The 12114-nt window shown below is 58.7% G+C and carries 11 protein-coding genes; 1 reads left to right on the top strand and 10 read right to left on the bottom strand.

Features of this window, described 5'->3' with window-relative positions:
- Window positions 1–68 precede the first annotated feature (68 nt).
- A complete protein-coding gene (locus NTD87_RS16580; protein WP_262115103.1) occupies window positions 69–518 on the bottom strand; it encodes a YbjP/YqhG family protein in 450 nt (149 codons plus the stop codon).
- 286 nt (window positions 519–804) lie between these two features.
- Between NTD87_RS16580 and NTD87_RS16575 the strand changes: the two genes are divergently transcribed.
- Window positions 805–1818, top strand: a complete 1014-nt coding sequence (locus NTD87_RS16575) for a YhcG family protein (RefSeq protein WP_262115102.1) — start codon at window positions 805–807, stop codon at window positions 1816–1818.
- A 386-nt stretch (window positions 1819–2204) separates the two neighbouring features.
- Here NTD87_RS16575 and NTD87_RS16570 read toward each other — a convergent pair whose 3' ends face one another.
- The 9 genes from NTD87_RS16570 to NTD87_RS16530 all read right to left on the bottom strand — a co-directional run bounded on the left by NTD87_RS16570 (window position 2205) and on the right by NTD87_RS16530 (window position 11771).
- Window positions 2205–2954 (bottom strand): XRE family transcriptional regulator, encoded by a 750-nt coding sequence (locus NTD87_RS16570; RefSeq protein WP_262115101.1) that lies wholly within the window; start codon window positions 2952–2954, stop codon window positions 2205–2207.
- Window positions 2955–3183: 229 nt separating this feature from the next.
- Complete coding sequence (ppa, locus tag NTD87_RS16565) at window positions 3184–3711, bottom strand: inorganic diphosphatase (RefSeq protein ID WP_262115100.1); 528 nt, start codon at window positions 3709–3711, stop codon at window positions 3184–3186.
- A 111-nt stretch (window positions 3712–3822) separates the two neighbouring features.
- Window positions 3823–4635, bottom strand: a complete 813-nt coding sequence (locus tag NTD87_RS16560; protein WP_262115099.1) for a zinc-dependent peptidase — start codon at window positions 4633–4635, stop codon at window positions 3823–3825.
- Window positions 4636–4641: 6 nt separating this feature from the next.
- Window positions 4642–5298, bottom strand: coding sequence for a DedA family protein (locus NTD87_RS16555; RefSeq protein ID WP_262115097.1), 657 nt, complete (start codon window positions 5296–5298; stop codon window positions 4642–4644).
- Between the two features lie 347 nt (window positions 5299–5645).
- On the bottom strand, window positions 5646–6107 hold the full coding sequence (locus NTD87_RS16550) for a GNAT family N-acetyltransferase (RefSeq protein WP_262115095.1): 462 nt from the start codon (window positions 6105–6107) through the stop codon (window positions 5646–5648).
- Window positions 6108–6235: 128 nt separating this feature from the next.
- The gene (gene eutC, locus NTD87_RS16545; protein ID WP_262115172.1) at window positions 6236–7060 is read right to left on the bottom strand and encodes an ethanolamine ammonia-lyase subunit EutC; all 825 of its coding nucleotides are present in this window, start codon (window positions 7058–7060) and stop codon (window positions 6236–6238) included.
- An 11-nt stretch (window positions 7061–7071) separates the two neighbouring features.
- Entirely contained in the window at window positions 7072–8466 is a 1395-nt protein-coding gene (locus NTD87_RS16540) for an ethanolamine ammonia-lyase subunit EutB (RefSeq protein WP_262115094.1), read from the bottom strand.
- A gap of 198 nt (window positions 8467–8664) precedes the next feature.
- Complete coding sequence (gene eat, locus NTD87_RS16535; RefSeq protein WP_262115093.1) at window positions 8665–10035, bottom strand: ethanolamine permease; 1371 nt, start codon at window positions 10033–10035, stop codon at window positions 8665–8667.
- Window positions 10036–10250: 215 nt separating this feature from the next.
- Window positions 10251–11771: an aldehyde dehydrogenase family protein gene (locus NTD87_RS16530; protein ID WP_054594222.1), complete on the bottom strand. Its 1521-nt coding sequence runs from the start codon at window positions 11769–11771 to the stop codon at window positions 10251–10253.
- Window positions 11772–12114: the final 343 nt, after the last annotated feature.

Raw genomic sequence — 12114 nt, 5'->3', positions numbered from 1 at the left:
GGATTCGGCTCACCGTCCAGTAGCTCGTCAGTGCGCCTGGCGATTCAGAAGAAACGGTCGGCCATCGATTAGTCGCTCTGATCCGCTGTGGACAGCACGTCATTGATTTTCCAGCAGCCATTGTTTTTGACCAGCAGCACATCAACGATCTGCGTCGTATCGGGCGTATTGCCCAGCGTGACCTGCTCCCTGGCCGAGGCTCCTTGCACCTGCGGCTCACCTACCTTGATTTGGGTGAGCCATTCTTCCATGTAGTCTTGGGCCTTAATGAAATAGTCCTCTTCCAGCCCGTCCGGGCTGGCTATCTGCTTTTTGATCTTGCCGATCAGTTCGTCCGAAACGTACTGCTTCATCTGCGCAATATCATCGGTTAGCGGGTCTTTTTCATCGCTGAAACTTTGCAGGTACCAGTTATAGAAAGCTTCGGTCACGGGCTTGGGGGAACTGGCGCAGTCGGCGAAGGCCGCGGGGTGATGAAAAAACACGGCGGCGAGCAGCAGGGGGAGCCACTTTTTCATGGTTGTGTCCTTACAGAGGCAATGGTTTCGGGCGAGGCGCAGGGCAGCCGTCGAGCCCGTTCAGGCGCTCGATAGGTTGAGCGCTTTGGGGAAGGGCAGTCAATGGACCGTTCATGAGGTTCCAGTAGGTCGACTGTGGTGGGCTTGATAGGACCAGAGCGGGACAGATTTCTTATTAATTCTGGTTATCCGTGAGACCGTCTCACGTCGACACACTTTGTGATTTTTATATTCTTAAGGTTGGGAGTACTCAAGGGCGTCGCCTATAGAACAGGAACGCCCTTACGTGAATGACTTCAGTGCATCCTTGTCGTCCCCTGATGCAAGCTTCAACGAAATCACACAACTGATTGTTGCTGCCCGGCAACGAGCGGTCCAGGCCGTCAATACCGAGCTGATTGAGTTGCACTGGCAGGTCGGGGCTTATATCAGCCGGAAGATCGAATCCGCGGAGTGGGGCGATGGGGTGGTTGCTCAATTGGCTACTCACCTCGCGCGAACTCAGGCTGGGTTGCGCGGTTTTACCAGGGCTAATCTCTTTCGCATGCGCAAGTTTTACGAGGCGTACAGGCACGATGCAAAAGTCGCAGCACTGCTGCGACAATTACCCTGGACCCAAAACCTGATCATCCTCAATCAAAGCAAACGCCTGGAAGAGCGTGAGTTTTACCTGCGTATGGCGATTCAGGAACAGTGGTCAAGCCGGGAGCTGGAGCGCCAGTTAAAAACCGCTCTGTTTGAGCGTTCCGTCATCAGCCCGGCAAAAGTCTCACCACTAGTGAGGCAAATGCATCCTGAAGCCATCAATGTGTTCAAGGATACGTACATGGTCGAATTTCTCGACCTTGCGCAAGGACATGTCGAGGCGGATTTGCATGGCGGGTTATTGCGCAGGCTCAGGGACTTTCTTATCGAGTTGGGAAGAGATTTTTGCTTCATCGGCTCGCAATATCCGTTGCAAGTTGGAGGCCGTGACTTCGCCCTGGATCTGCTGTTCTTCCATCGTGGATTGAACTGCCTGGTGGCGATCGAGCTCAAGGTCGGGCGTTTCGAGCCGGAGTATCTGGGTAAGCTGGACTTCTATCTTGAGGCCCTGGATCGCAATGTCCGCAAGCCCCATGAAAACCCGGCGCTTGGCGTACTGCTGTGTGCCAGCAAGGACGATGAGGTGGTCGAGTACACCCTCAACCGTTCACTCTCGCCGGCATTGATCGCGGAGTACCAGACGCAATTGCCGGACAAGAAGTTGTTACAGGCCAAACTGCACGAGTTCTATGCCCTTAATGGTGGCGAGTCCTGAAGCTTTCCTGCAGACATTAAAAAGCCGGCTTGTGGCCGGCTTCTCGGGGACGGGCTTGGTTTATTTTTGGTAAACCGTACCAGCCTTCAAAACGTACACCCGGATCTTGCGTCCGGCTGTGGGACTTGGCGAGAAAGTCATCTGCCTTGTCGGTGCGATCGGACCGGCGCAGGGCGGGTCGATGCAAATGTGGGGCGCAGCATACTGATTTTTTTGGGGAATTCCCAGCTTGACGTGCTATCCAGAGCGTTGCGGTGCCTGAAAGGGTCATTGCGAGCCTGTCGGTTGTGGTGCCTGGCAGGGCGCTTTCGCGAGCAAGCCCGCTCCTACAGGTGATCGCTTTCTCTGTGGGAGCGGGGTTTGCCGGCGATAAGGGTGGTGTGGTGTCAATTGAAGGGCACCGGCGGCCGTTTCTTGTTCAGCGTGGACCACCAGAAAACCCAGCCGAGGACTTCGATGTTTTGTGCCTCGATCTCTTTGGCACTGAAGATTTCGTCGGGGTAGCCGCTGCTGTTGTGGCTGCGCAGTCGCAGGGCGCCGTTGGGGAGGCGGTGCAGGTATTTGATGCGCAGCATGCCGGCGTGTTCGAGGGCGTAGATCTGGCCGTCGACGACCTGGGTCAGGCTGCGGTCGATGGCCAGGGTTGAGCCGTCTTCGATTTTCTCCGACATGCTGTCGCCGACCATCGGTACGCAGATCGCTTGGGCGGGTTCGACTTCCAGGCTTTCGAGATGGCTTCGCGGCAGACGGATAAACTCTCCGGGAATTTCGGCAACCTGAGTTTCGCTGGCGCCATCGGCAATAGGGACTTCTTTATATAAAGGGATTTCGATGTCGGCCGAGTCGACGTTCACGATGTACACGCCGCGTGTTTCATGTGCGTCGAAAACATTGCCGGTCTGGTCGGTAAGTTGGCCCGGAGCAGGGTGCTTAGTGCCTTCGCCGTTGAGCAACCATAAGCTGTTGACGCTCAACAGGCGGGCGATTTCGTCCATCCGTGGGTAGGGGACGCCGCGGATGTACCAGTTGTTCACGTGCTGGGGCTCGACGTTGCAGAAGGACGCGAATTCCGTAGGGGTGATGTTCACCTCCTTCAGGAGCGCTTTGAAGCGTGGGCCGCATTTATGCTTTTTCATGAGCACAGAGTTTACTGGCCGGGGTGGCGGGATTAAATAAACAACCCGGTCAATTTTCGCGGGAATATTCTGCGGTGTTGCAGGATATTGTTAGTTCATATTAAACAAGGATAAACGTTAGACGTTGTTTCATTAAACGCTCTGTTTATTCTGATGTTTTGACACTCATAAAAAAACCCCGGATAACCGGGGTTTTTCAAGAGGTCAGTGGCGTTCAGCCAATGCCGTCTCAGCCTTTATAGGCAGCAACCGACTTCATGATCTCGGCACGAGCGGCGTCTGCGCCGGCCCAGCCTTCGATCTTCACCCATTTGCCTTTTTCGAGATCTTTGTAGTTCGTGAAGAAGTGCTCGATCTGCTGAATCAGCAGCGGCGGCAGGTCGGTGTATTCCTTCACGTCAACGTACAGCTGGGACAGCTTGTCGTGTGGCACAGCGATGACTTTGGCATCGCCGCCGCCGTCGTCGGTCATGTTCAGGATGCCGACTGGACGTGCGCGGATCACCGAGCCTGGAGCAACCGGGTAAGGGGTTACAACCAGTACGTCGAGGGGATCACCGTCGTCCGCCAGGGTGTTCGGGATGAAACCGTAGTTGGCCGGGTAGAACATTGGGGTGGCCATGAAACGGTCAACGAACAGGCAATCGCTGTCTTTGTCGATTTCGTATTTGATCGGCGCGTGGTTGGCCGGAATCTCGATCGCGACGTAGATGTCGTTCGGCAGGTCTTTACCAGCCGGAATCTTGCTGTAGCTCATTGGGCGGTGCCCCCGTAAGTGGCCAAATGACTTGGCCGGATTGACCAAAAAGTGGCGGCGATTATAGGCATATTCCGACGCCGACGCCATGTGCCAGAGGTCGTATAGACCCTAGTCGTGTGCCTGATAGCCCGGATGTGTGGCTTGCAATTGCTGAAGCCTGGCCAGTGGGTCCTGGCGGTAAAACAGCTGCAGTTGCTGATAGACCTGTGGATAAGTTGCGTGCAGCAAATCCGGGGCGCTGAAAAAGTATTCGCTGGTGACGGCGAAGAACTCGGCCGGATTTTCCGCTGCATAAGGGTCGATCGGAGTGTCGGCGTTCGGGTGGCGATCCAGTTGACGATTGAGGTCGTCGTAAGCCTGTTGCATGACTTTCGCCCAATCGCTGACGCGCATGTCGCTGTGCAGCGGCGGCAAGCCGTTGGCGTCGCCGTTGAGCATGTCGAGTTTGTGCGCCAGTTCGTGGATCACCAGGTTGTAGCCTTCCCAGCCACCGCTGGCCATCACGCCTGGCCAGGCCAGAATGATCGGCCCCTGTTGCCAGGCTTCACCGCTGTGCTCGCCGTCCCATTCATGCACGACGCCGCTGGCATCGCGATGGCGCTGCGGGCTGAGGAAGTCATCGGGGTAGAGCACGATTTCGTGGAAACCCTGGTACCAGTTCAAATCGCCCAGATGCAGCAGGGGCAATTGTGCTTGCGCGGCGAGCAGCAGGCGTTGCTCCTGGTGCAGTTCAACGCCGGGCAGGCAGGTCAGGTGTTTGTCTTGCAGAAAGAGCACGGCGGCCTCGCGCAGCCACCGGTCTTCGGCCTCGCTCAGGCCGTCGAGAAAACTCAGGTGTTGGTGCACCCGCTGCCAGGTTTCATCGGCAACGGGGTGCTTGGCCAGCGTGCGCTGGCGGCGCCAGGCGTTGAGAAACCACATGGACGCTCAGCGCGACTCGGCTTTGGAGCTCGCGTTGGCCAGTCGATTGCGGATCACGCCAATGATCATCGGCACCAGCGACAGCAGGATGATGCCTACCACCAGCAACGACAGGTTTTTCTTGATGAACGGTACGTTACCGAAGAAATAACCCAGGGTAACCAGGCCACCGACCCAAAGGATGGTGCCGAACACGCTGAAGGCGAAGAAACGCGGGTAAGGCATTTTGCCGACGCCTGCGACGAACGGTGCGAAGGTCCGGATGATCGGCAGGAAGCGCGCCAGGGTCACGGTCTTGCCGCCATGCTTGTCATAGAAGTCATGGGTTTGTTGCAGGTAGTCGCGACGGAAGATCTTCGAATTCGGATTGCTGAACAACTTTTCGCCGGCCGTTCGCCCGACGAGGTAGTTGGTGCTGTCACCGAGAATCGCTGCCAGCATCAGCAGACCGCCCAGGAGTACCGGGTCCATGCCGCCACCGGCCGCTACCGCGCCGGCGATGAACAGCAACGAATCACCCGGCAGGAAAGGCATTACTACCAGGCCGGTTTCGCAGAAAATCACCATGAACAGGATGGCGTAGATCCATGGCCCGTAGTTGGTCACCAGCATGTCGAGGTAGACGTCGAGATGCAGGATTAGGTCGATCGGGTTGAAATCCATGGTGGGCACCTGTGGTAATGACCCGGCTCAGCAGGCCTGTGCGGAAAATGAGACTACAGGGGGCGTGAAGTTTTTCTTACGACCCAAGACGCTCCGGATTATACGGATTGAAAGGTGAAAAGCGTGTCGAGTTTGTAGCGGGGGATTTCGAAGTCTCCGGAGTCGGGGGGAGAAGGCATTGCACCGGCCCCTGTGGCGAGGGAGCTTGCTCCCGCTGGAGGCCGAAGGACTCCCTATCCCGGTAATTGCGTGCTTTCAGTTAAGACACGATTGTCTGGCTTTGCGTCTGCTTCGCAGCCGAGCGGGAGCAAGCTCCCTCGCCACAAAGAGCTTGCCTCACAACGACCTTACAGCTCGTCGCTGATCGGCAATACGTAGTTCTTGAACTCGGTATCTTCGCGAAAACCGATGGATTCGTAGGTTTTCTGCGCCACTTTGTTGTCGCTGCTGGTGGACACGCGCATGCGGACAGCCTGGGTTTCCTTGGCCATTTTCTTTGCGGTGCGCATCAGGTTATCGGCAACCAATTGGCGGCGGGCGTCTTCGGCGACGTAGATGTCGTTGAGGATCCACACGCGCTTGAGCGACAGGGACGAGAAACTTGGGTACAGCTGACAAAAGCCCAGCAATTTTTTGTCGTCATCATCGGGCAGGGCCAGATAGATCACCGACTCCTTGCGCCGCAGGCGCTTTTCCAGAAAGGCCCGGGACGAGTCCGGATAAGGCAGCGAGCCATAAAATTCGCGGTATTTGACGAACAAGGGCGTCAGAAGGTCCAGGTGCTCGAGGGTTGCTTGAGTAATCCGCATGCTAGGCCTCAACTTCAAGTAGATAGGGCGGCAGTTTCCAGTGGATACGACGGCAATCGGTTCACTACTCGGGCAGCCGTTCGTCGACTCTGCCTGAAAGCGGATCAAAAACGCAATTCGGATACGGTTCAGTCATTCGGCGGACGTAGTAGGAAATTTCCTTTCATTTTAGCGTCGTCTTTCGACTCAAGAGTTTGAACCTGAGCTTCGTCTTTCAGGTTGACCCCTGACAACTGCCGTCGACAGGCTTCGCGCATCAAGTACAGCAAACGGTGTGCCGCCATGCCATAGCTCAAGCCTTCCAGTCGGACATTGGAAATACAGTTGCGATAGGCATCCGTCAGACCGACCTTTGGATTATAGGTGAAATACAAGCCGAGACTGTCTGGAGAGCTGAGGCCAGGGCGTTCGCCGATCAGGATCACCACCATTTTTGCGCCGAGCAGTTCGCCAATCTCGTCAGCCACGGCGACGCGGCCCTGTTCCACCAGAATCACCGGCGACAGCGACCAGCCTTCGGCCTGGGTCTGTTCTTCCATGCGCGCCAGAAACGGCAAGGTGTGTCGATGCACCGCCAGCGCTGACAGGCCGTCGGCCACGACCACCGCCAGATCGACGCCACCCGGGTTGGCGTAGGCGTGTTCACGCAGCTTTTGCGCGGACCCGTCACTCAGCTTGCGGCCCAGGTCTGGCCGTTGCAGGTAGCTGTGGCGGTCGGTGGCGGCGCTGTGCAGCAGCAGACTGTCGCGTCCGCGCTCGGCCAGTTGCTGGCTGAGCCCCGTATGGTCGAAGGGCAGGTGCACGGCGTCGCGGGCCTGGGCGTGGGCGTACTGGAAATCCAGTTGTGCGCCGGTCGGCATGCTGATGCCGGTACGGCCCAGCGCGATACGTGCAGGGGTCAGGCGGCGCAGTCCCAGCCAGGGGTTTTGCGGATCGACGGTTGGTTTATCCATCAGCAGAGTGCTCATCCCAGTTGCGCCATGGCTTGGCGGAAGGCCGGCGGTAGGTTGTTGCCGAAGTGAACCTTGCCGTCACCTTGGGTGAAAATGCCCATTTTTGCCAGCCACAACTCGAACTCCGGCGCAGGTTTGAGGCCCAGGGTCTGGCGGGCATAGAGCGCGTCGTGGAACGAGGTGGTCTGGTAGTTGAGCATGATGTCGTCGGAGCCGGGGATGCCCATGATGAAGTTGATCCCGGCCACGCCCAACAGGGTTAGCAGAGTGTCCATGTCGTCCTGATCGGCTTCGGCGTGGTTGGTGTAGCAGATGTCGCAGCCCATCGGTACGCCGAGCAATTTGCCGCAGAAGTGGTCTTCGAGGCCGGCGCGGATGATCTGTTTGCCGTTGTAGAGGTATTCCGGGCCGATGAAACCGACCACGGTGTTCACCAGAAACGGCTTGAAGTGCCGTGCCACGGCATAGGCGCGGGTTTCACAGGTTTGCTGGTCGATCCCAAAGTGGGCGTTGGCCGACAGCGCGCTGCCCTGGCCGGTTTCGAAGTACATCAGGTTTTGCCCCAGCGTGCCGCGATTGAGGCTCAGACCTGCGTCGTAGCCTTCCTGCAGCACGCTCAGGCTGATGCCGAAACTGGCGTTGGCCGCTTCGGTGCCAGCGATTGACTGGAACACCAGATCCAGCGGTACGCCACGGTTGATCGCCTCGATGGACGTGGTGACGTGGGTCAGCACGCAGGCCTGGGTCGGGATTTCGTAGCGCTGGATGACCGCGTCGAGCATTTCCAGCATGGCGCAGATTGAGGCGATGCTGTCGGTGGCCGGGTTGATGCCGATCATCGCGTCGCCGTTGCCGTAGAGCAGGCCGTCGAGAATGCTAGCGGCGATGCCGGCCGGTTCGTCGGTGGGGTGGTTCGGTTGCAGGCGGGTCGACAGGCGGCCGCGCAGGCCCATGGTGCCGCGAAATTGAGTCACGACACGGATTTTCTGGGCCACCAGCACCAGGTCCTGCACACGCATGATCTTCGACACGGCGGCCGCCATTTCCGGGGTCAGGCCGGGGGCGAGGGCGCGCAGGCTGTGCTCGTCGGCCGCATCGCTGAGCAGCCAGTCGCGAAATCCGCCGACGGTCAGGTGGCTGACAGGCGCAAAGGCGCTGGCGTTGTGGGTGTCGATGATCAGCCGGGTGACTTCGTCGGATTCGTAGGGGATCAGCACTTCTTGCAGGAAATGCTTGAGCGGGATGTCAGCCAGGGTCATTTGCGCGGCAACCCGTTCGCCATCGTTCAGGGCGGCGACGCCGGCCAGGAAATCCCCGGAACGCGCCGGGCTGGCCTTGGCCATGACTTCCTTGAGTCCGTCGAAACGGTAGGTCCGGGCGCCGACGGTATGGGCAAATGCAGCCATGAGCGGTGTCCTCTTGATTCAATAAGTGACTCAAATACACCACTGAACCCTTGTGGGAGCGAGCCTGCTCGCGATTCGGGCGCCTCGGCGTGTCAGTCATGCCGAGGCGATGCTATCGCGAGCAGGCTCGCTCCCACACTGGATCTCAGTGCACTTCAATATGGCAGGCACCGGGGAGTCAGCCCGGTGCCAGTGCAATCAGATACCAGTGAGCATTGCGTCCGCCGGTGCGTCGAAACGCTGTTTGGCGGTCAGTTGGAAGTAGATGAAGCCTGCCACCATGAAGCCGAGGAAGATCAGCCCGATCAAGGCGTTGAACCAGGCCATCGCCACCAGGCACACCACTGCCAGGAACAGCGCAATGCCCGGCACGATCGGATAACCCGGGGCGCGGAAGGTGCGCTCCAGGTTCGGCTCGGTTTTACGCAGTTTGAACAGGCTGAGCATGCTGATGATGTACATCACGATAGCGCCGAACACCGACATGGTGATCATTGCGGCAGTCAAGGTCATGCCTTGCAGGTTGACCAGTCCGTCGCTGTAGATCGCCGCGATGCCGATCACGCCGCCGGCCAGAATCGCCCGGTGCGGGGTCTGGAAACGCGAGAGCTTGGCCAGGCTGCGAGGCAGGTAGCCGGCGCGAGCCAGGGCGAAGAACTGTCGCGAGTAACCCAGAATGATGCCGTGGAAGCTTGCCACCAGACCGAACAGGCCGATCCACACCAGCATGTGCATCCAGCTGGAGTTATTGCCGACCACCGCTTTCATCGCCTGCGGCAACGGGTCGTTGATGTTCGCCAGTTGGCGCCAGTCGCCCACGCCGCCGGCCATGACCATCACGCCCATCGCCAGGAACACCAGGGTCAGAATGCCGCTGACATAAGCCTTGGGAATCGTCCGTTTCGGGTCCTTGGCTTCTTCGGCAGCCATGGCCGCGCCTTCGATGGCGAGGAAGAACCAGATAGCAAACGGTATCGCCGCAAACATCCCGGGGATCGAGCCCATCGTGAACTCGCTTGAACCCGACCAGCCGTTGAGCACGAAGTTGCTGAAGCTGAAGCCCGGTGCAACCACGCCCATGAACACCAGCAATTCGGCTACCGCCAGAACGGTCACCACCAGTTCGAAGGTCGCGGCAATGCTGACGCCAAGGATGTTCAGGCCCATGAACACGAAATAGGCGCCGACCGCAGCGATTTTCGGGTCCAGGTCCGGGTATTGCACGTTCAGGTAGGCGCCGATGGCCATTGCAATGGCCGGTGGGGCAAAGACGAACTCGATCAGCGTGGCGATCCCGGCGATCAGGCCGCCTTTCTCACCAAAGGCCCGTCGGCTGTAGGCAAAAGGCCCGCCAGCGTGGGGAATCGCGGTGGTGAGCTCGGTGAAACTGAAGATGAAACAGGTGTACATCGTCGCCACCATCAACGAGGTGACGAGAAACCCCAGGGTGCCTGCGGTGCCCCAGCCGTAACTCCAGCCGAAGTATTCGCCGGAAATCACCAAGCCGACGGCAATGCCCCATAAATGCAGGGTGCCGAGTGTGGGTTTGAGCGTGGTTGTCGAAGTCATAAGTCCTCTCTGCTTTTTATTGTTTGATCTGTTGGACTTTCGGGTACGGCGTTTTCTTGTGGAGCGGGCACGCAAAGCCCGTGCCAGAGCGGCGGGGCGATGTTCGGTGTGTCGTTGATGACGCCTTCGCGAGCGGGCTCGCTCCCACAGGGTTACGCGGTGCAAATGTGGGAGCGAGCCTGTTCGCGAAAGCCGTTGCGCGGTTTCGCGCCGATTTAGAAGAAGCCCAACGGATTGATGTCGTAGCTCACCAGCAGGTTTTTGGTTTGCTGGTAGTGGTCGAGCATCATTTTGTGGGTTTCACGACCGACGCCGGACTTCTTGTAACCGCCGAACGCGGCGTGAGCCGGGTACAGGTGGTAGCAGTTGGTCCAGACGCGACCGGCCTTGATCGCCCGGCCCATGCGGTAGGCGCGGTTGATGTCGCGGGTCCAGAGGCCGGCGCCCAGGCCGAACTCGGTGTCGTTGGCAATGGCCAGGGCTTCGGCTTCGTCCTTGAAGGTGGTGATGCTCACCACTGGGCCGAAGATTTCTTCCTGGAACACGCGCATTTTGTTGGTGCCCTTGAGCAGGGTCGGCTGGATGTAGTACCCGGTCGCCAGGTTGCCCTCGAGTTTTTCCACCTTGCCGCCGGTCAAAAGCTCAGCGCCTTCGCCTTTGGCGATTTCCAGGTAGGAAAGGATCTTGTCGAATTGCTGTTCGGACGCCTGGGCGCCGACCATGGTGTCGGTGTCCAGTGGGTCGCCACGTTTGATTTGCAGGACTTTCTTCATCACCACTTTCATGAAGTCGTCGTAGATCGACTCTTGCACCAGTGCGCGGGACGGGCAGGTGCAGACTTCTCCCTGGTTGAAGAACGCCAGCACCAGGCCTTCAGCGGCTTTCTCGATGAAGGTCGGTTCGGCTTGCATGATGTCGGCGAAGAAGATGTTCGGCGACTTGCCACCCAGCTCCACGGTGGACGGGATGATGTTTTCGGCGGCGCATTTCATGATGTGCGAGCCGACCGGGGTCGATCCGGTGAAAGCGATTTTGGCGATGCGTTTGCTGGTGGCCAGGGCTTCACCGGCTTCTTTGCCGAAACCTTGCACCACGTTCAGCACGCCGGGCGGCAGCAGGTCGCCGATCAGCTCCAGCAGTACGGTGATGCCCAGCGGGGTTTGTTCGGCAGGTTTCAGTACGACGCAGTTACCGGCGGCCAGGGCTGGAGCGAGTTTCCAGGCGGCCATCAGGATCGGGAAGTTCCACGGGATGATCTGCCCGACCACGCCCAGCGGTTCATGAATGTGATACGCCACGGTGTTGCCGTCGATTTCAGCGGCGCTGCCTTCCTGGGCGCGCAGGCAGCCAGCGAAGTAGCGGAAATGGTCAGCGGCCAGCGGGATGTCGGCGTTGAGGGTTTCACGCACGGCTTTGCCGTTGTCCCAGCTTTCGGTGATCGCCAGAACCTCAAGGTTTTGTTCGATGCGGTCGGCGATTTTCAGCAGCACCAGCGAGCGCGCCTGAGCAGACGTGCTGCCCCAGGCATCGGCGGCAGCGTGGGCAGCGTCCAGGGCTTTTTCGATGTCTTCGGCCGTGGAGCGGGGGAATTCGGCAATCGGTTGGCCGTTGACCGGCGAGGTGTTGGTGAAGTACTGACCTTTGACAGGCGCGACGAATTCGCCGCCGATGTAGTTGCCGTATTTACTCTTGAACGAAACGATAGCGCCTTCAGTACCTGGATGAGCGTAACGCATGGTGAGTATCTCCTTGGCTTTTGTGCTTATAAGGGAGTACGCGCAGTGAGCGCTTGAGAAGCGTAGAGCAAAGGTCGGGCCAGTGCTTTGCGGGTCAGGTAAATCAGGGGCTTACGGGTTTTTTGAGCGTTGCCGGAACTGGGCATGTGACAGATGCGGTACAGGCCCCGTGACAGTTTGTACCGCTTGTGGCACAGCCTGAGACCTGGTGGTCAGGCCGGCATTGCAATGCGCTCGGCGCTGGAGGATGCTGGCCGCTCTGTGGCGAGGGAGCTTGCTCCCGCTGGGCAGCGAAGCGGCCCCAAACTATCTGCCGTTCATGATCTTTTGCGAGCGCTACGCA

Origin of the sequence: Pseudomonas sp. 6D_7.1_Bac1, from assembly GCF_025465945.1 — a bacterium.
GTDB lineage: Bacteria > Pseudomonadota > Gammaproteobacteria > Pseudomonadales > Pseudomonadaceae > Aquipseudomonas.
Note: the sequence above shows the minus strand (reverse complement) of the source record. Positions and strands in the feature narration are given on the sequence as shown.